Origin of the sequence: Sphingopyxis sp. (genome assembly GCF_016704835.1) — a bacterium.
GTDB lineage: Bacteria > Pseudomonadota > Alphaproteobacteria > Sphingomonadales > Sphingomonadaceae > Sphingopyxis.
The window spans coordinates 1347425-1366683 of sequence record NZ_JADIZJ010000001.1; the positions used below are offsets into that span (position 1 = coordinate 1347425).

The window sequence follows — 19259 nt, forward strand, 5'->3', positions numbered from 1 at the left end:
CCGCAGCACCGCTTCTGTTAGGGGCGCGGCGTTTCGCGGCGCTTCGGGCGCTGCCCCCTTCCATCAAGGCCCGTTCCCGCATGTCTCTGCGCAATATTGCCATTATCGCTCACGTCGATCATGGAAAAACGACCCTCGTCGACCAGCTGTTCCGCCAGTCGGGTACCTTTCGCGACAACCAGCGTGTCGAAGAACGAGCCATGGATTCCAATGACTTGGAAAAGGAACGCGGGATTACAATTCTCGCCAAATGCACCAGTGTCGAGTGGGGCGAAGGCGCAGACCTGACGCGAATCAATATCGTCGACACCCCGGGTCACGCCGATTTCGGTGGCGAGGTCGAGCGGATCCTGAGCATGGTCGACGGGGTCATCCTGCTCGTCGATGCCGCCGAAGGCCCGATGCCGCAGACCAAGTTCGTCACCGGCAAGGCGCTCGCGCTGGGACTCAAGCCGATCGTCGTCGTCAACAAGATCGACCGTAGCGACGCGCGCGCCGCTGAGGTGCTCGACGAAGTGTTCGAACTGTTCCTGACCCTCGAAGCCAATGACGAACAGCTCGACTTCCCGATCCTTTATGCCTCGGGCCGCGGCGGCTATGCCTCGGATAGCACCGACGCGCGCGACGGCACGCTCGAACCCTTGTTCAAGACGATCGTCAGCCACGTGCCGACGCCCGGCCTGCCCGAAGACGGCCCCTTCACTTTTCTCGCGACCCTGCTCGACCGCGACAATTTCATCGGCCGCGTCCTCACTGGCCGCGTTCAGTCGGGGACGATCAAGCTCAACCAGGCGATCCACGCGCTCGACATGGACGGCAAAATCATCGAGACTGGCCGCGCGTCGAAGCTGCTCGCATTCCGCGGGCTCGAGCGCGTTCCCGTCGAAGAAGCGCGCGCCGGTGACATCGTCGCGATTGCGGGGCTTTCGCAGGCGACCGTGGCGAACACCATCGCCGACATCAGCGTGACCGAGCCGATCGCCGCGCAGCCGATCGATCCGCCGACGCTGTCGATGCGCTTTGCGGTCAATGATTCGCCGATGGCGGGGCGCGAAGGCAGCAAGGTTACGAGCCGCATGATCCGCGACCGCCTGATGCGCGAAAGCGAAACCAATGTTGCGATCCGTGTCACCGAAAGCGCCGACAAGGACAGCTTCGAAGTCGCGGGCCGCGGCGAGCTGCAGCTCGGCGTGCTCATCGAAACGATGCGCCGCGAAGGCTTCGAACTCGGGATCAGCCGGCCGCGCGTGCTGTTCGGCGAGGACGAGAATGGCAAGCGCACCGAACCGTATGAAACCGTGCTCATCGACGTCGACGACGAGCATAGCGGCACCGTTGTCGAGAAGATGCAGATCCGCAAGGCCGAGCTCACCGACATGCGTCCGTCGGGCGGCGGCAAGACGCGCATCACCTTCAGCGGCCCGTCACGCGGCCTGATCGGCTATCATGGCGAATTCCTCTCCGACACGCGCGGCACCGGGATCATGAACCGGTTGTTCGAAAAATACGGTCCGCACAAAGGCCAGATCGCCGGGCGCCAGAACGGCGTGCTGATCAGCAACGGCCCCGGCGAGGCCAATGCCTATGCGCTCGGCCCGCTCGAAGAACGCGGCATCCTGTTCGTCTCGCCCGGCGAGGCGCTCTACGAGGGCATGATCATCGGGGAGAATGCCAAGCCCGATGACCTTGAAGTCAACCCGATGAAGTCGAAGCAGCTGACCAACTTTCGCGTCAGCGGCAAGGACGATGCGATCCGCCTGACCCCGCCCAAGCGCATGACGCTGGAGCAGGCGATCGCCTATATCGACGACGACGAAATGGTCGAAGTGACCCCGAAGAACATCCGCCTCCGCAAGGCGCTGCTCGACCCGAACGAGCGCAAGAAGGCGTCGCGCAGCAAGCAGGCGGCTTAAGATACGAACCGGCGGCTCCCAAGGCCGCCGGTTTTTCTTTGTGTGCGGTCCTATTTTCCCTTCGTGTCGAGCGCAGTCGAGACACCCTGCGGCTTGGCGCTGCCCCGATACCTGTCTCGGCTTTACTCCCCACGAACGGCTACGCGTCCCCTCATCGCTCCGCGGCGTGACCCAGCCCGACCTTGCGCAATGCCTGCCCGATTTCGCGGTCGCGGCGATGCGCGAGGCGACCGCGGTGTTCGGGCGCCAGTTCAAGCGGTACGAGCATCCCGATGTGATGATGACGGGGTCGAGACGCGCACGTCGTCGCCCGTGCGCTTTGCCCGGGGCGAGGATTTTCGGCGCTTGGACACCGCGCAAGGCGAAGGCGGCGAGGGAGGGGGCAGCGGCGTGATCCTCCGGTCGCCCTTCGGCTGGCCGGCAGGCCGGCCGCTCAGGATAAACGGCCCGTCGGGCAGCGATGGGGAGGGGGTCGTCGCCGCGGACGGTGGTGGAGGATTACTCCCCGTCGGCCATGCGGGCTGCCATCTCACCATGGCGCCGCCACAGGAGGATTTTCCGGTCGGATCGGACGGCGGCGCCCATATGGCCTAAGCCGCATCGCGCCGTACGGCCCTGGTCGATAAAGGCTAATGCGCGTTTACCGTCTTTTCATGCGGCCCTCATATGGCAGCGGTGAAGGGACCAATTTTAGAGAGGCGATCCATGCCGATTGGTCCCGAAATGCGGCGGCTGCGCGCCGAGCATGCTGCACTGGCCACGCTCGCACAGATATTGATAGGGCTGATCCGTACCCCCGAATCGCCGCGCCCGACCGAGCTGGCGTCGGTTCGCGTGATGCTGCGCGACACGTTGCTCCGCCATTTGAAGTGCGAGGACTGGATCCTCTATCCGCGCCTGAAGGCGAGCGGCAATGCTGCGGTGGTGGCGCTGGCGGGCGAGTTCGAGCGCGAACTGGGGCATATTGCGCAGGATTATGCGGCCTATGACGCGAAATGGACCGCCGAGCGGATCGCGGGCGACTGGCCGGCTTTCTGCCGCGAGACCGAAGCCGTGCTCGACGTGCTGGGCGTGCGGATGGAGCGCGAAAATTGCGAACTTTATCCGGTCGCTGAGCAGATGGACCTGGCGGGGCAGGACGGCGCGCGGGCGCAGCGATAATTTGGCGATGGCCTGCATGGCGAGCGGCCGCCTTGCCATTGACGATGATGGCGCGCTCCCGCTAGGGCCGCGCCATCATTTTATGGGAATATAGCTATGACCGATACCCCGCCCGACCATATGTCGACCAACCCGCGCTCACCCCATTTCGATATGGAGGTGCTCCAGCGCGGCATCGGCATCCGATTCAAGGGCAAGGAACGTACCGACGTCGAGGAATATTCGATATCCGAAGGCTGGATCCGCGTCGCCGCGGGCAAGTCGAAGGACCGCTTTGGCCAGCCGATGACGATCAAGCTGTCGGGCGAGGTCGAGGCGTGGTTCGAGGATACGGTGGCGGCCGGTGAGGGTGAAGCCGCCAAGGATGCGGGCGAGGCCTAACTTCCATTCGTTATGGCGAGCGCAGCGAAGCAATCCAAAGCGGTTTACGCCGCTTTGGATTGCTTCGCTGCGCTCGCAATGACACAGATTCGAGAAGGTTCGTCGAGCCTTACTGGCCCAGCGAGGCGACGACGACCTCGAGGCCGTTGCCGGGCTTCCAGTCGTTCTGTGCCCACACCGGAGCCTTGAAACTGGGCGCCTTGTTCGGCGTGCCGCCCGCATAGATGAAGCCCTGCACCGGGTTGGCGCGCAAGCCGAGGTCGCCGATCGGAGCGTACCAGACGCGGACCATGCTCCAGTCGCCGGCGTCGCTGACATCGACGACGCGGACATTGCGCTCGATCTGACCGCGGCGGCCGTTGATCGGCGACCAGTTGGCGTGGTCGATGCGGATTTCACGGTCGCTGACGATTTTCCTGACGACGGCAACATGGCCCAGCGGCATGCCGCGGGTACCAGCGAACGCCATCACCGCGCCTTCGCGCGGTTCGTCGCCGCGGGCATAGTCGCTGGCGGCCTGCGCCCACCAGGTCTTGGCATTGCCGCGAATATCGACGCCCGATTCGGCGCGGGCAAAGGGAACGCACTGGAGATAGCTCTGGGCCGCGGCGGGGGCGCTAACGAGGAGGCCGGTGAGCGTCAGCACGGACGCGATGGCGGCAGCCATAAAGCGGCGATAGAACATGAAATGCGACCCCCGATGCTTGTGTTCAAGCGTTGGAGTGTCTTTGCCATGCTTTGCACCGGCCACCACCCGCCGCGCGACGAGCCGCGCCGCGGTTGCGGTGAGCGGCGGAACCTCTTGTTCAGGCCGTCATTCGTCGTGCGAGAGGGTCGGTTGGTCGCCGTCAGGCGGCGGCGCTGGCGGTCGAATCGGCCGGACGGAACAGCGTTAGCACGTCGCTCGCGGGCATCGGGCGGCCGTAATAATAGCCCTGGATATTGCTGCATCCCATGCTGCGCAGCGTTTCGACCTCGAGCTCGGTTTCGGCGCCTTCAGCGGTCGTCGACATGCCAAGGCTGTCGGCGAGGGCGACGACGGCGCGGATAATCGCGATCGATTCGATGCTGCCTTTGGCGGCGCCGACGACGAAGCTGCGGTCGACCTTGATCGTCGAGAATTGCGTCTTGCGCAGATAGCCGAGCGACGAATAGCCGGTGCCGAAATCATCGAGTGACAGCCGGATGCCCAGCCCGATGAGCTGGTCGAGCAGCTGCGCGGCGCCGCCGCCGTCGCGCAGGAAAACGCTTTCGGTGACTTCGATCTCGAGCCGCTGCGGCGGCAGTCCGCTTTGCGCCAGCGCCGAGACGACGACCGAGGCGAAATTCGGGTCGGTCAGCTGGTCGGCCGACACGTTGATCGCGACCTTCAAATTTGACGGCCACTTCATCGCTTCGTGGCACGCGGTGCGCAGTACCCATTCGCCGATCGGCGAGATCAGCCGCGCATCCTCGGCGAGCGGGATGAACCGTCCCGGCGACACATTGCCGAGCTTCTGGTTGTGCCAGCGGATCAGCGCTTCGAAGCCGTTGAGCGTGCCGTCGACCGCGGTCACCACCGGTTGGTAATAGAGTTCGAATTCGCGGCGCTCGAGCGCCCCGCGCAGTTCCTGTTCCATCACGCGGCGCTCTTCGGCCTGTGCGTGCAGCGAGGCGACATAGCCGGCGACGACATTGCCGCCCTTGTCCTTGGACTTGTAGAGCGCGAGGTCGGCATTGCGGGTCAGCGTTTCGACCGTCGCGCCGTCCTGCGGCCCGATCGCGTAACCGATGCTGGCGCCGACGAACAATTGATGGTTGTCGACCACGTAAGGACGGCTGATCGTGGTGATCAGGCGCTTGGCGAGACCTTCCGCGGCATCGGCGGACGGAACATTGTGCAGCACGACGGCAAATTCGTCGCCGCCGAGCCGCCCGCAGGTCATGCCGCGTTCCATCAGCCCCTTCAGCCGCGCCGCGACCTGTGCGAGCAGCTTGTCGCCAACCGGGTGGCCGAGCGTGTCGTTAACCGCCTTGAAGCGATCGAGATCGATGATCAGCAGCGCGCATCGCGCCTTGGCGTCGATCGCGGTCGCCAGCGCGCGCGCCAGATCTTCGTTGAGACTGAGGCGATTGGGCAGGCCGGTCAGATTGTCGAAGCGCGCCATCTTGGCGATCTGTTCGGCTGTCGCGCGCTGTTCGGTGACGTCCGATCCGACGCCGCGAAAGCCGAGGAACTTGCCCGCTTCGTCGAGGCGCGGCGAGGCCGACAGCTCCCACCAGCGCGGCGCGCCATCGATCGTCACGGGGACGATCAGGTTCGAAAAGCTCTCGCGCCGCTTCATCCGTTCGGCCATTTCGTGCAGGCTCTTGGGGAAAAGCCCGGTATCCCAGGCATCGCCCGACAGCGCCTGCAACAGCGGGACGCCTTCGAGCGCGTCGGCGCTCGCGCCCAGCGCATAGGCCAGACGCGGCGACACATGGACCAGACGGCGGCTGTTGTCGGTCTGCCACAACCAGTCGGCCGAGGTTTCTTCGAATTCGCGCAGCAGCAAGCTGACCGTTTCGGTCTTTTCGTGCAGCGTCTCTTCGGCGCGGCGATAGCGGATGTGGTTTTGCGCGAAGCGAATACAGAAACCGCAAAGCAGTAGGCCGGCGACGAGCGCGACCGCGGCGAGCTGCGGCGCCCCGGCGCGCACAAGCGCCGTGGCCGCCGACAGCGTGACCGGCGCGATGAACAGGATGCATGCCATCGGGACGCTGTGCGCGACGATCGCCAGCGTGACCATCATCAGCACCGCGATGGTCCACATCGATAGCACATGGTCGAGCGTCGGTGTCAGCCCCTGTAGCCAGAAGGGCAGACCCCAGAGCAGCGCGGAATAGAAACCGTGGCGGTTGCACAGGTGATATTCGGCAACGCCCGACAGCTTCGGGTCGCCAAGCGGCAGGCGGCGGAACTGGTTGTAAGACCACAAGCTGAAGATCAGGCTGCCACCGAGCCAGCCGCCGACGAGCGGCAATGATACGCTGTGGATCATTGTGAATGCGGCGACTAGCGCCATGCCAAGCCCCATGAACAGGCGCAGCGATCCCTGACCGCGCAGCGGCGCAAGCTGCAGCTGGCGGAGGTTGCCGATGTCCGCATCGCGTGGTCCCAGCCCCAACAGGGTCCGCGCAGGAATCTCTTCGGCTGCTATTTGGTCGGTTAACAGGCTTTTCACAGGGCCTGTTTAGCGTCGGGGTGTTACCCGAAGGTAACCAGCGCGTTCATTTGACGTGTTTTTTGTCCAACTGCGGGACAAAATTTGCAGGCAAGGTCAGTGCCTTGAGTCAGGCAGCCATCGCAAAGGGTTGAATTTCCCCGGCAAGATATTGCGCGCGCGCTTTCGAGCGGCTGAGCTTGCCCGAACTGGTCCGCGGCAGGGTGCGCGGCGGGATCAGCTCGATCAGGCAATTCATGCCGGTGATCGCGCGCACGCGGTCACGAATCGTCTCGCGCAACGCGAGGCGTTCGGCTTCGTCGCTGGTGCGGCACTGAACGAGCACCGCAGGGGTTTCCTCGCCCCCCGGCGCGGTGATCGCAAATGCCGCGATGTCGCCCGATTTGAAGCCCGGCAATTGCTCGACCGCCCATTCGATATCCTGCGGCCAGTGGTTCTTGCCGTTGATGATGATCATGTCCTTGGCGCGGCCGACGATATAGATGTAACCGTCTGACAAATATCCCATATCGCCGGTATCGAGCCAGCCATCCACCAGGCAGGCGGCGGTCGATTCAGGGTCGCGATAATAGCCCGTCATCAACGACGGGCCGCTGCACCACACTTTGCCGACGGTCTGATCGGGCAGCGCGTTGCCCAGTTCGTCGCGGACCTCGATCACCATATCGCGCGCGGCGCGGCCGCAGTTGACAATGGCGCGATAACGCGTCGGCCGGCCCGCATCATTGGCGGCGCCCGACAGCTCGGTTTCTTCGACCAGTTCGACGACGATCCCTTCGCCTGGCGGCATTATGCTGACCGCGAGCGTGGCTTCGGCGAGGCCGTAGCTCGGCAGGAAGGCGCTGGCGCTGAACCCGGCATCGGCGAAGGCATCGACAAAGCTCTGCATCACGTCGGGGCGGATCATGTCGGCACCGTTGCCGGCGACGCGCCAGCGCGACAGGTCGAAACGGTCGGCGACATGCGTCTGGCTCGACACGCGGCGTGCACAGATGTCGTACCCAAAGGTCGGCGAATAGCTGAGCGTTGTGCCGGTGTTGCGGCTGATCAGATCAAGCCAGGCGAGCGGACGGCGCGCAAAATCTTCGGTCTTGAGATAATCGACCGACACCTGGTTGGCGACCGGCGAGAGCAGACAGCCGACCAGGCCCATGTCGTGATACCAGGGCAGCCACGAGACGCAGCGGTCGCTGTCCTGCACTTCCATGCCGTGCGAGTGCGCGGCGAGATTGTTGAGCAGCGCGGCGTGGGTGACGGCGACGCCGTGCGGGAATCTGGTCGAACCGCTGCTGTACTGGAGGTAGCAGGTGTCGTCCGACTGCTGCGCGGGCAGGTCGGCAACGGGCGCAGGTTTGGCGGCAAATTCGCTCCAGTCGACCGGCAAAACACTCTGAGCTTCGGCGGCTTCCACTGCCATGGCGGCGATTTCGGGCGGGAAGAACAGCATCGTCGGATCGCAGCTGGTGAGCTGAACGACGAGCTGGCCGACATAGCTGTCGCGGCCGCCAAAGCTGGTCGGCAGCGGCAGCGGCACCGGCCAGGCGCCGGCGTAGATGGTGCCAAAGAACAGCGCGGCGAATTCGGCGCCGGTCTCGGCGATCAGCGCGATGCGGTCGCCGGGCTTCACCCCCGCGGCGATCAGCCGATAGGCGGTCAGGACGGCATCGTCCTTCAACTCGCGATACGGATAGGGACGTACGAGCTTGCCGCGCGGGTCGTGGAAATTGAGCCCGCGGGTGCCGCTTGCGGCATAGTCGAGCGCTTCGCCGACCGTGGCGAAGTCCGAAAAGCGGCGCGGCTGGACGCAGTAAGTCGGCGTCGGCTTGAGCTCGTCCGCCGTAGGGGCGTTGGTATCGGTCATAGGGGGTGCGACATCCCGCGATACGAGCCGCGCGGCAACAAGCATGTCATCTTTCTGAGCCATGGTTACCGTGCGCGAGCCCTGTGTTGTTAGAACAATCGCCCATTTTCGGGCTTTATCCCCCGATATGGCGGTGTTGATCGTTCTCAATCAGGCCCGACTGTGGCACAAACATGGCATATGGCCAATCGCCGCGCTCCTCCTGACCGCTCAAAAAGGCCGCTTGGCGCAGTGCGGCTCGACGAGCTGGCGCTGTCCTACGTGGCGCGATTCGCCACCAGCCGCGCCAAGCTGACACGCTATCTCTCTCGAAAAATTCGCGAATCGGAGTGGACCGACGACCTCGATGCCGTCGCCGCGTGCGAGGCGGTGGCAGACCGGATGGAGCGGTTGCAGTTCCTCGACGACCGCCAATATGCGGCGATGCGCGCGGGGGCGATGACGCGGCGCGGGTTGGGGGTGCAGCGGGTCAAAGCGCAGCTCTATGTCGACGGGATCGCCGCAGCGGACAGCGATGAGGCGATCGAGACCGCCGAGGCGTCGGCGCTGGCATCGGCGGTCGGTTTTGCGCGGCGGCGACGGTTCGGTCCGTTTGCGACGCGACTCAGCGAAGATCCGAAACTGCGCGAGCGACAGATCGCCGCGTTTTTGCGCGCGGGGCACAGCATGACGCTGGCGCGGCGAATCGTGTCGATCGCTCCTGGCGACGAAGCCGCGCTGGCGGCGCTGGACGATGAAGCAGGGCTCGATTAGGGCTAGCCCAAATTGTCGGGATAAGGATCTGCCGATGCGCGCCATTTTGACCGCTCTTGCCCTGTCGCTTGCCATGCCGATGGCGGGGTGCAGCCCTTCCGCCAGCGAGGCGGAAAGCGTCACGACGATCCCGGTGACGATTACCGCAGCGGACCGGACGCACCGGTTCAATGTCGAAGTCGCGCGCACCGATGCCGAGCAGGACAAGGGATTGATGTTCCGCACCAGCCTGCCCCGGGATGGCGGCATGCTCTTTCCGTTCAAAAAGCCAAGGTTCGGCAGTTTCTGGATGAAGAACACACTGATTCCGCTCGACATGATTTTTATCCGCGCCGACGGTAGCATCGACCGGATCGCCGAAAACACGATTCCCGAATCGCTCGAGCCCGTGGTCAGCGGCGGCGAGGTGAGCGCGGTGCTGGAGCTCGCGGGTGGCACTGCGGCGCGGCTGAATATCGACGAGACGGCGAAGGTGACGTGGCAAGATAGGAAATAGCGCCGCCAAAGCGGGGTGATCCACCGTTTGACGCTTGCGAAGCGCGCATCCTTGCCTGTAAACGCCTCGCCATGAGCATCCTCGGCAAGATTTTCACCTGGTGGGACGGTGCGACCGTCGGCACGCTGCTGAATAGCTGGAAAACCGGCGAAAAGGTCGGTCAGGACAGCCTGGGCAACACCTATCACCGCGCGCGCAAGGGCGATCGTCGCTGGGTGATCTACAACGGATCGAACGACGCCAGCCGGGTGCCGCCCGAATGGCACGGCTGGCTGCACCGCACCTTTGACGAACTGCCGACCGACATGCTGCCCGCGCCGCGTGCGTGGGAACAGGCGCCGACCGCAAACCTGACCGGCAGCACCGGCGCCTATCGCCCCGCCGGCGCGCTCGAACGCGGCGGCCAGCGCGCTGCGGCGACCGGCGATTATGAGGCCTGGCGGCCCGACGAATAATGTCGCGCAGAATTTCGACCGCGCTGATCGCGCTGCTGGCCGCGACCGCGCTGACGGCTTGCGACCGGTCGCCATCGCCGGGCAATGGCAGCGCCACGGTTGCGACCGTCGCCAAATCCGAACGCGTGCGGCAGGAAGTCGGCGGGATCGAGGGCGCGACCCCGATGGCCGATCGCGTCGCCATCGTCGGCCTGCTGAACAAGCGCAACGGGCTGGTCCGCGAGCTCGAAATGAAGCCCGGCGAATCGGCACGCGTCGGGCGCGCGATCGTCCGCTTGCGCGCTTGCGAAAAAACCGCGCCGTGGGAGGACCCGCCCGAAACCGGCGCGTTCGTCCAGCTGACGGTGCAGGATCAACGGGACGACAAATGGCGGCGGGTGTTTTCGGGCTGGATTTTCCGCGAGCGCCCCGACCGCAATATCATCCAGCACCCGATCTACGACGTCTTTGTCAAAAGCTGTGCGATGACATATCCCGGCGGCGAGCCGGTGGCGCCCGCGGCGACGAAATCGGGTGCGGCGGCAGCACCCAAGGCATCGAGCGCACCCCAGTCGCCCGCGACGAACGGCGGCGAAGGCGGCGACGCGCCCGCTACGCCTGCTCCGGTTGCGGCACCCAAGGTGGCGGCGCCGTCGCCGCCCGCCAACACCGAATAGAGCCGCGCCAGATAGTCGGTCTGGCGGATTTCGATCGCGCCGAGACTGGCGAGGTGCGGGGTGATGAACTGGCAGTCGAGCAATTTCCACCCGCCCGCGCGCAAGCGTGAGACAAGGTGCGCGAGAGCGACCTTTGACGCGTCGCGCGTCCGGCTGACCATCGATTCGCCGAAAAAGGCGCGGCCGAGCGAGACGCCGTAGAGGCCGCCGACCAGTTCGCCATCCTGCCAGCATTCGACACTGTGCGCGTGGCCGATCTGGAACAGCCGGTCGTAACTCGCCTTGATCACGGGGTTGATCCACGTCGTCGGCCGGTCGCCGGCGGGCTCGGCGCACAGCGCAACCATGTCGGCGAAGGCCGTGTCGGTGGTGACGCGAAAGCGCTCCGCCACCAGCGTCTTTTTCAGGCTGTGCGACAGCCGGAAGCCGTCCAAGGGCAGGATCGCGCGCAGCCGCGGTTCGACCCAATGGACCGACGGGTCATCCGCCCCGTCGGCCATCGGGAAAATACCCTGCGCATAGGCGCTGAGCAGCAGCGCAGGGTCGATGGATTCGAAATGCTTCAGCTTGCGGGCTTTACGAATTTCAGCGTCATGCGATCCGATTCGCCGATCGCGACATATTTGGCGCGATCGACTTCACCTTCGCGCAGCACCGGCGGAAGCGTCCACACGCCCTTTTCATAATCCTTCGTATCCTTGAGATTGGCATTGATCTCGCTCTTGCCGGCCAGCTTGAAGCCCGCGGCTTCGGCAAAGGCGATGATCGAGCTTTCCTTCATATAGCCCGATTTTTCTTCCTTCGCGGCATCGTCGCTCTCGTTCAGCCGGTGATCGACGACGCCCAGCGTGCCGCCGGGTTTCAGCATCGCGAATATCTGCTTGAACGCATTGGCGGTATTGTCGGCGCCGCCAAAGCGCCAGTTGTGGACGTTGCGGAAGGTCAGCACGACATCGGCACTGGCATCGGGCACTTTGGGATTGGTGCCCGCATGGGGAAATTCGGCGAGCTTGATGCCGCCGTAGAGGTCGGCGTTCGCGCCTTGCCATTCCTTGATGCGGTTGAGACCGCGCTCCCAGGGTGCGGCGGCGTAGAGGGTGCCGCCGCCCGATTTCGCCAGCGGGGCGAGGATTTCAGTGTACCAACCGCCGCCGGGCCACAACTCGACCACGGTGTCGCCGGGTTTGACGCCAAAGAAGGCGAGCGTTTCGGCGGGATGGCGATAGGCGTCGCGCGCTGTGTTGGCGGCGGTGCGCGTCGGCGCGGCGACCGCGGCGGCGATCGCGTCGCTGGGCTTGGCGGCGGCTTCGCTCGCGGTGGCGTTCGGGGCGGGGGCGCTGCACGCCGCCGCGGCGAACAGGGCGGCTATTGCAACGGGACGAAAATTTCGCATATCGGCACCTCTCTTATTGGGGGGAAGTTCCCCTGTTTGCGAAGGTGCGCGCGTCAATGCAAGGGTCGATGCTGATTGTCAGTGCCGCGGGCGCTGCGGTGGCGATTGCCGCCGAGGTCGCCGACCATCGCCGCCGCAACCGGAGCGATGTCGACGCGGTGGGGTTCATGCCGTGGCGGGGGATTGCGTTGGTTGGGGTGGCGGTGGCGCTGCTCGCGGCGGCGCTTGCGTTGAAACCGTAAACCTTCACGTCATTGCGAGCAACGCGAAGCAATCCAGAGCGGTTTTTACACGCGCTGGATTGCCATGTCGTCTTCGGCTCATCGCAATGATGAGGATGAGTGGTTTTTAGAGACACGCCTCGAGATAAGGCTGATCGAACCCATACTGGCGCGCTTTTTCCAGCGTGTACGGACGCAGGCCCATCGCGCGATATTCGCCGACGATCTTGCCGTCCTTGTCCTCGTCGAGATATTCGAACTTGAACAATTCCTGGGTGACGATGACGTCGCCTTCCATCCCGATCACTTCGGTGACGTTGGTGACGCGGCGTGAGCCGTCGCGCAGGCGCTTGATCTGGACGATCAGGTCGACCGAATCGGCGATCTGTTTCGAAATCGCTTCCTTCGGAATCTTGATGTCGCCCATCAGCACCATATTTTCCATACGGCCGAGGCATTCGCGCGGACTGTTGCTGTGCAGCGTACACATCGACCCGTCGTGACCGGTGTTCATCGCGGCGAGCAGATCGAAACACTCGGCGCCACGCACCTCGCCCATGATGATGCGGTCGGGACGCATACGCAGCGCGTTCTTGACGAGATCGCCCATGTGGATCGCGCCGTTGCCTTCAAGGTTCGCGGGACGCGTTTCGAGCGGCAGCCAGTGCGGCTGTTGCAGGCGAAGTTCGGCGGCGTCTTCGATCGTCAGCACGCGTTCGCCGGGGTCGATCATCTTCGACAGCGCGTTGAGCATCGTCGTCTTACCCGAGCCGGTGCCGCCCGAGATGACGATGTTGAAGCGGCTGGCGCCCGCGATTTTCAGCGCGGTACACATCTTCTGGCTCATCGCGCCCCACTGGCAGAGCATGTCGAGCGTGATCGGTTTAGCCGAAAATTTACGAATCGAGATCGCGGTGCCGCGCAAGGACAGCGGCGGGACGATGACGTTGACGCGGCTGCCGTCCTTCAGACGGGCGTCGGCGAGCGGGGTGGTCTGGTCAACGCGGCGGCCGACGAGGTTGCAGATGCGCTGCGCGATCTGGAACAGATGCTGCTCGTCGCGAAACTGGATCGGGGCGATCATCAACTGCCCCTTTTTTTCGATATAGGTCTGGTACGGCCCATTGACCATGATGTCCGAAATGTCGGGATCGGCGAGCAGTTCTTCGAGCGGACCAAAGCCGAGCAGTTCGTCGACCAGCACCTTTTCGAGCGCGAATTGTTCGCGGCGATTGAGGGTGATGCGCAGTTCCGCGAGCACCTCAAGGATGATCGGGCGGAATTCTTCGGTGAGCTCGTCCTTCGACAAGGTCGCCGCAGCTTCGGGATCGACGCGTTCGAGCAGGCGCGGCAGCACCTGTTCCTTGATCTTGTGAACGCTGGCTTCGAACCCTTGCGCCTTTTCGGGCTCCATAGCCTCGGCGGTCGAACGCTGGTTCAGCCGTTCCATCGCCTCTTCTTCGGGCGACATGTTCGACGGCATTTGCGGAATGTTGATAGCCGGCGGCGTGTCGATCGCAGGGAATTGCGCGCCGCCACCCACGCCCGATCCACCCTGCATCGGCTTCGCCACGCCAAAGGCGGGGCGGCCAGCGGTTCCGGGTCGGCGTCCGAATGCACTCATTCGCTTTGTCCTGCTTTCCAAATCCTGTCAGAGGCATCGCCGCCAGCGGCTGACGCACCCCCATCCGACACGGTGAATAAAGTGGAAACTTTGACATTGTCCTAATGCGCGGGGCGATTGTGGCGCGGACATAAAAAAGCCCGCATCCGTTGGGATGCGGGCTTTGCTTGTGCCGTGGACGGCGGAAAGGATCAGCCGGCGATACGCTCGGCGAGGACGGTCAGGCCCGACTCGTTGACTTCGGCAAAGCCGCCTTCGACTTCGATCACTTCGGGCGCGGCGCCCTGGGTGCTATAGATGGTCAGCGGCGCGTTGCGGAGCGTTGCCATGAACGGCGCATGGCCTTCGAGCACCGAAAAATCGCCCTCGCTGCCGGGCACGGTGACCATGTATACCTCGATCGACCGCTCGAGGCGGGCCGGGGTGACGAGTTCGAACTTCAGAGCCATGATATGTCCTTAAACCCCTCCCGACTGGGGAGGGGTGTAGGTTTGTTACGCGTCTTCGGCGAGCTTCGCGGCCTTGGCGACCGCTTCGTCGATGCCGCCGACCATGTAGAAGGCCGCTTCGGGCAGATGATCATATTCGCCATCGACCACCGCCTTGAACGACTTCACCGTGTCTTCGATCGCCACGAACTTGCCGGGGATGTTGGTGAAGACTTCGGCGACGTGGAACGGCTGCGACAGGAAGCGCTGGATCTTGCGCGCGCGGGCGACGACCAGCTTATCTTCTTCGCTCAACTCGTCCATGCCAAGAATGGCGATGATGTCCTGCAGCGACTTGTACTTCTGCAGCGTTTCCTGAACGCGGCGGGCGGTTTCATAATGCTCCTGCCCGACGATCGCGGCGGTCAGCACGCGGCTGGTCGAATCGAGCGGATCCACCGCCGGATAGATGCCGAGTTCCGAAATCGCGCGGTTCAGTGTGGTGGTCGCATCCAAGTGGGCAAACGACGTAGCAGGCGCCGGGTCGGTCAAGTCATCCGCGGGGACGTAAATGGCCTGCACCGAGGTGATCGAGCCCTTGTTGGTCGAGGTGATGCGTTCCTGCAGCGCCCCCATGTCGGTCGACAGCGTCGGCTGGTAACCCACGGCCGAGGGAATACGGCCGAGCAGCGCCGACACTTCCGAACCCGCCTGGGTAAAGCGGAAGATATTGTCGACGAAGAACAGCACGTCCTGGCCTTCGACGTCGCGGAAATATTCGGCGATAGTCAGACCCGACAGCGCGACGCGGGCGCGGGCGCCCGGGGGCTCGTTCATCTGGCCGAACACCAGTGCCACCTTCGAACCCTCGGGGGTCGGGTTGCCATCGGCGTCCTTGGCGATGACGCCGGCGTCGAGGAATTCGTGGTAGAGATCGTTGCCTTCGCGGGTGCGTTCACCGACGCCCGCGAACACCGAGGTGCCGCCATGGCCCTTGGCGATGTTGTTGATCAGTTCCTGAATGAGAACGGTCTTGCCGACGCCGGCGCCGCCGAACAGGCCGATCTTGCCGCCCTTAGCATATGGCGCGATCAGGTCGATGACCTTGATGCCGGTGACGAGAATGCTCGATTCGGTCGACTGGTCGACAAATTCAGGAGCCTTGGCATGGATCGGCGAGCGGAGGTCGGTGACGACGGGGCCGCGTTCGTCGATCGGCTCACCGATGACATTGAGGATGCGGCCGAGCGTCTGCGGGCCGACCGGCACCGAAATCTGCGCGCCGGTGTCGCGAACCGGCTGACCGCGGGTCAGGCCGTCGGTCGCGTCCATCGCGATGGTACGGACGGTATTTTCACCGAGGTGCTGCGCGACTTCGAGAACGAGGCGGTTGCCGTTGTTGTCGGTTTCCAGCGCGTTCAGAATCGCGGGCAGGGTGCCGGTGAACTGGACGTCGACGACGGCGCCGATGACCTGCGCGATGCGGCCAGTGGCGATGCTGGTGCTGGCGGCCTTGGGCGCTGCGGCCTTCTTCGGCGCAGCTGCCTTGGGTGCGGCGGCTTTCTTGGCGGGTGCCTTCTTTTCAGGGGCGGGTGCGGTGGCCATTATCTTCTTCCTCGGGTTGATCGGTTACAGCGCTTCGGCGCCAGCGATAATTTCGATAAGCTCGGTGGTGATCGCCGCCTGACGCGTGCGGTTGTAAATGATGGTCAGCTTGTTGATCAGGTCGCCTGCGTTGCGCGTCGCATTGTCCATCGCGGTCATCGACGCACCCTGTTCGGATGCGGCGTTTTCCAGCAGGCCCTTGAAGATCTGGATTGTGATGTTGCGCGGCAACAGGTCGGCGAGGATCGCTTCCTCGTCGGGTTCATATTCGACTGCGGCGCCGCTCGATGCCGGAACATCGACCGGGGCAGGAACGGGTATCAGCTGCTGGCCGGTCGCTTCCTGGAGCAACGCCGAGCGGAACTTCGAATAGAAGAGATGCGCGACGTCGAACGCGCCGGCTTCGTACATCTCCATCACCTTGGCGGCGATGTCGCGCGCCTGCTCGAACCCGATGTCGCGGATGCCGGTCGTTTCATACTGCTCGACGATCTGGCCCGCGAACAGGCGCGCGATGACCGGGCGCCCCTTGCGGCCGACAAGGTAGAAGAGAACCTTCTTGCCCTCAGCTTGCAGCGCGAGCGCCTTGTCACGCGCGGCGCGGACGATGTTCGAGTTAAACGCACCCGCGAGGCCGCGGTCGCTGTTGAGCACGACGAGCAGATGCGTGTCGCTCTTGCCGGTACCGGCGAGCAGTTGCGGCGCCGAATCGGACCCGCCGACCTTCGATGCCAGGCTGGCGACGACGCCTTCGAGGCGCGTCGCATAGGGACGCGCGGCTTCGGCGGCCGCCTGCGCGCGGCGCAGCTTGGCGGCTGCGACCATTTTCTTGGCCTTGGTGATCTTCTGGGTCGATTTGACCGAGCCGATCCGCCCTTTGAGTTCCTTCAGACTGGCCATGAAGCCCTATCCTTGTGTCCCGGCGCAAGCCGGGATCTCTGTGGGCCCCGGCTTGCGCCGGGGAACAGGTTTAAGCGAAAATCTTGCCGAACGCTTCGAGCGCCGCAACGAGACCCTTTTTGGCGTCGTCGCCCAGATCCTTGGTGTCGCGGATCGTCTTCAGCACATCGGCGTGATCGCTGCGCAGATAGGCGAGCATCGCCTGTTCGTAGCGGTTGACGTCGGTGGTCGCGACATTGTCGAGGAAGCCGTTGGTGCCGGCAAAGATCGACGCGGTCTGTTCTTCGAACGGCATCGGCTGGAACTGCGCCTGCTTGAGCAGCTGGGTCAGGCGCGCGCCGCGGTTGAGCAGCTTTTGCGTTGACGCATCAAGGTCCGAACCGAACTGGGCGAAGGCTTCCATTTCGCGATACTGCGCGAGCTCGAGCTTGATCGAGCCCGACACCTTCTTCATTGCCTTGGTCTGCGCGGCCGAACCGACGCGGCTCACCGACAGGCCGACATTGATCGCCGGACGGATGCCGGCGTTGAACAGGCCGGTTTCGAGGAAGATCTGGCCGTCGGTGATCGAAATCACGTTGGTCGGGATGTACGCCGAAACGTCGCCCGCCTGCGTTTCGATGATCGGCAGCGCGGTGAGCGAACCCGAACCATTGTCGCTGTTCATCTTCGCGGCGCGCTCGAGCAGGCGGCTGTGCAGATAGAAAACGTCGCCGGGATAGGCTTCGCGGCCGGGCGGGCGGCGCAGCAGCAGCGACATCTGGCGATAGGCGACAGCCTGCTTCGACAGATCGTCATAAACGATCACGGCGTGCATGCCGTTGTCGCGGAAAAACTCGCCCATCGTGCAGCCGGTATAGGGCGCGAGGAACTGCAGCGGTGCGGGTTCCGACGCAGTCGCAGCGACGACGATCGAATATTCCATCGCGCCATTTTCTTCGAGCTGGCGGACGATCTGCGCGACGGTCGAGCGCTTCTGGCCGACCGCGACATAGATGCAATAGAGCTTCTTGCTCTCATCATCGCCCGCGTTCGCCGCCTTCTGGTTGATGAAGGTGTCGATCGCGACCGCGGTCTTGCCGGTCTGGCGATCGCCGATGATCAGCTCGCGCTGACCGCGGCCGACGGGGACGAGCGCGTCGAGCGCCTTGAGGCCGGTCTGGACGGGTTCGTGAACCGAGGTGCGCGGGATGATGCCCGGCGCCTTCACTTCGACGCGCATGCGCTTGTCGGCCTTGATCGGGCCCTTGCCATCGATCGGATTGCCAAGGCCATCGACGACGCGGCCGAGCAGGCCCTTGCCGACGGGGACGTCGACGATCGTGCCGGTGCGCTTGACCTGGTCGCCTTCCTTGATCTCGGCGTCGCTGCCGAAGATCACGATGCCGACGTTGTCGGCTTCGAGGTTGAGGGCCATGCCCTGCACGCCATTGGCGAATTCGACCATTTCACCGGCCTGGACATTGTCGAGGCCGTGGACGCGGGCGATGCCGTCGCCGACCGACAGCACCTGACCGATTTCGCTGACCGTGGCGTCGGTGCCGAAATTGGCGATCTGGTCCTTGATGACCTTGCTGATTTCAGCGGCGCGGATTTCCATTGTTTAGCCTTTCATCGGGGCATTTGGGCGTACGGGCTTTCAGCCCTTCATCGCCTGGGCGAAACTATTGAGACGGGTACGGATGCTGCCGTCGATCAGCTGGCTGCCCAGCTGGACGACGAGGCCGCCGAGGATGGCGGGATCGACGGTCGTCGCGACCGAAACGTCGCGCCCGACACGGGATTTGAGGTTCGCGGTCAGCTCCTTGAGCTGCTCGGCGGAGAGCGGGTGCGCGCTGGTAACCTTGGCGGTCACCTCGCCGCGATGATCGGCGACAATCGCGTCGAACGCGTCGATCATCTTGGGCAGGTCAGCGAGGCGGCGATTCTCGGCGAGCACGCCGAGGAATTTGGCGGTCAGCGAATCGAGCTTCATCGCCTTGGCCACCGCGCCGACGGCGTTGGCGGCGTCGGTGCGGCCAACGACCGGGCTGGCGATCAGCGCGGACAGGTCGGCCGATTCGGCGAGGCCCGCGCGCAGGTCGCTGAGGCTCCTGGCGACCGCGTCGATCGCGTTCGATTCGCGCGCCAGATCGAACAAAGCGACCGCATAGCGGCCCGCGAGGCCCGCCGTGATGTTGCCTTGAATGCCGCCGGAATTCTCCACGCG

Annotated in this window: 18 protein-coding genes and 2 pseudogenes; 9 read left to right on the plus strand and 11 right to left on the minus strand. The window is 64.3% G+C overall.

Going from position 1 to position 19259, the window contains the following annotated elements:
- The first annotated feature begins 80 nt into the window (after nucleotides 1-80).
- The 4 genes and pseudogenes from typA to IPF76_RS06710 all read left to right on the plus strand — a co-directional run bounded on the left by typA (nucleotide 81) and on the right by IPF76_RS06710 (nucleotide 3455).
- A complete protein-coding gene (gene typA / locus IPF76_RS06695; RefSeq protein ID WP_293841269.1) occupies nucleotides 81-1913 on the plus strand; it encodes a translational GTPase TypA in 1833 nt (610 codons plus the stop codon).
- Nucleotides 1914-2091: 178 nt separating this feature from the next.
- Nucleotides 2092-2267, plus strand: a pseudogene (locus IPF76_RS06700) (FAD-dependent protein); the annotation flags it as partial.
- 351 nt (nucleotides 2268-2618) lie between these two features.
- Complete coding sequence (locus IPF76_RS06705; RefSeq protein ID WP_293841272.1) at nucleotides 2619-3074, plus strand: hemerythrin domain-containing protein; 456 nt, start codon at nucleotides 2619-2621, stop codon at nucleotides 3072-3074.
- A gap of 96 nt (nucleotides 3075-3170) precedes the next feature.
- The gene (locus tag IPF76_RS06710; RefSeq protein WP_293841275.1) at nucleotides 3171-3455 is read left to right on the plus strand and encodes a DUF3297 family protein; all 285 of its coding nucleotides are present in this window, start codon (nucleotides 3171-3173) and stop codon (nucleotides 3453-3455) included.
- Between the two features lie 109 nt (nucleotides 3456-3564).
- Here IPF76_RS06710 and IPF76_RS06715 read toward each other — a convergent pair whose 3' ends face one another.
- From IPF76_RS06715 to IPF76_RS06725, 3 genes are all read right to left on the minus strand, one after another.
- Nucleotides 3565-4140 carry a CHAP domain-containing protein gene (locus IPF76_RS06715; protein WP_293841278.1) on the minus strand — a complete coding sequence of 192 codons (576 nt, stop codon included), beginning with the start codon at nucleotides 4138-4140 and terminating at the stop codon, nucleotides 3565-3567.
- 163 nt (nucleotides 4141-4303) lie between these two features.
- On the minus strand, nucleotides 4304-6658 hold the full coding sequence (locus tag IPF76_RS06720) for a GGDEF and EAL domain-containing protein (RefSeq protein ID WP_293841281.1): 2355 nt from the start codon (nucleotides 6656-6658) through the stop codon (nucleotides 4304-4306).
- Between the two features lie 109 nt (nucleotides 6659-6767).
- Complete coding sequence (locus IPF76_RS06725) at nucleotides 6768-8519, minus strand: fatty acyl-AMP ligase (protein WP_293841284.1); 1752 nt, start codon at nucleotides 8517-8519, stop codon at nucleotides 6768-6770.
- Between the two features lie 180 nt (nucleotides 8520-8699).
- Between IPF76_RS06725 and IPF76_RS06730 the strand changes: the two genes are divergently transcribed.
- The 4 genes and pseudogenes from IPF76_RS06730 to IPF76_RS06745 all read left to right on the plus strand — a co-directional run.
- Nucleotides 8700-9272: a RecX family transcriptional regulator gene (locus IPF76_RS06730; RefSeq protein WP_293841287.1), complete on the plus strand. Its 573-nt coding sequence runs from the start codon at nucleotides 8700-8702 to the stop codon at nucleotides 9270-9272.
- Between the two features lie 34 nt (nucleotides 9273-9306).
- Nucleotides 9307-9768 (plus strand): DUF192 domain-containing protein, encoded by a 462-nt coding sequence (locus IPF76_RS06735; RefSeq protein WP_293841290.1) that lies wholly within the window; start codon nucleotides 9307-9309, stop codon nucleotides 9766-9768.
- 71 nt (nucleotides 9769-9839) lie between these two features.
- A complete protein-coding gene (locus IPF76_RS06740; protein ID WP_293841293.1) occupies nucleotides 9840-10223 on the plus strand; it encodes an NADH:ubiquinone oxidoreductase subunit NDUFA12 in 384 nt (127 codons plus the stop codon).
- Nucleotides 10223-10699, plus strand: a pseudogene (locus IPF76_RS06745) (DUF2155 domain-containing protein); the annotation flags it as partial. The gene IPF76_RS06740 and the pseudogene IPF76_RS06745, both read left to right, overlap by 1 nt.
- Here IPF76_RS06745 and aat read toward each other — a convergent pair.
- Nucleotides 10660-11445: a leucyl/phenylalanyl-tRNA--protein transferase gene (aat, locus tag IPF76_RS06750; protein WP_293841980.1), complete on the minus strand. Its 786-nt coding sequence runs from the start codon at nucleotides 11443-11445 to the stop codon at nucleotides 10660-10662. The pseudogene IPF76_RS06745 and the gene aat overlap by 40 nt on opposite strands.
- A complete protein-coding gene (locus IPF76_RS06755) occupies nucleotides 11442-12272 on the minus strand; it encodes a methyltransferase domain-containing protein (RefSeq protein WP_293841296.1) in 831 nt (276 codons plus the stop codon). The genes aat and IPF76_RS06755 overlap by 4 nt, the downstream gene beginning before the upstream one ends.
- 68 nt (nucleotides 12273-12340) lie before the next feature.
- On the opposite strand from IPF76_RS06755, the gene IPF76_RS06760 reads away from it, so the two are divergent.
- Nucleotides 12341-12514 carry a hypothetical protein gene (locus IPF76_RS06760; protein ID WP_293841299.1) on the plus strand — a complete coding sequence of 58 codons (174 nt, stop codon included), beginning with the start codon at nucleotides 12341-12343 and terminating at the stop codon, nucleotides 12512-12514.
- Nucleotides 12515-12620: 106 nt separating this feature from the next.
- Here IPF76_RS06760 and IPF76_RS06765 read toward each other — a convergent pair whose 3' ends face one another.
- The 6 genes from IPF76_RS06765 to IPF76_RS06790 form a co-directional block, all read right to left on the minus strand.
- The gene (locus IPF76_RS06765; protein ID WP_293841302.1) at nucleotides 12621-14117 is read right to left on the minus strand and encodes a CpaF family protein; all 1497 of its coding nucleotides are present in this window, start codon (nucleotides 14115-14117) and stop codon (nucleotides 12621-12623) included.
- 191 nt (nucleotides 14118-14308) lie between these two features.
- On the minus strand, nucleotides 14309-14566 hold the full coding sequence (locus tag IPF76_RS06770; protein WP_293841305.1) for an ATP synthase F1 subunit epsilon: 258 nt from the start codon (nucleotides 14564-14566) through the stop codon (nucleotides 14309-14311).
- 45 nt (nucleotides 14567-14611) lie between these two features.
- Nucleotides 14612-16150 (minus strand): F0F1 ATP synthase subunit beta, encoded by a 1539-nt coding sequence (atpD, locus tag IPF76_RS06775; protein ID WP_293841307.1) that lies wholly within the window; start codon nucleotides 16148-16150, stop codon nucleotides 14612-14614.
- A 24-nt stretch (nucleotides 16151-16174) separates the two neighbouring features.
- The gene (locus IPF76_RS06780) at nucleotides 16175-17050 is read right to left on the minus strand and encodes a F0F1 ATP synthase subunit gamma (protein ID WP_293841309.1); all 876 of its coding nucleotides are present in this window, start codon (nucleotides 17048-17050) and stop codon (nucleotides 16175-16177) included.
- Nucleotides 17051-17120: 70 nt separating this feature from the next.
- Entirely contained in the window at nucleotides 17121-18650 is a 1530-nt protein-coding gene (atpA, locus tag IPF76_RS06785) for a F0F1 ATP synthase subunit alpha (RefSeq protein WP_293841311.1), read from the minus strand.
- A gap of 39 nt (nucleotides 18651-18689) precedes the next feature.
- Nucleotides 18690-19256 (minus strand): F0F1 ATP synthase subunit delta, encoded by a 567-nt coding sequence (locus tag IPF76_RS06790; protein WP_293841314.1) that lies wholly within the window; start codon nucleotides 19254-19256, stop codon nucleotides 18690-18692.
- Nucleotides 19257-19259 lie beyond the last annotated feature (3 nt).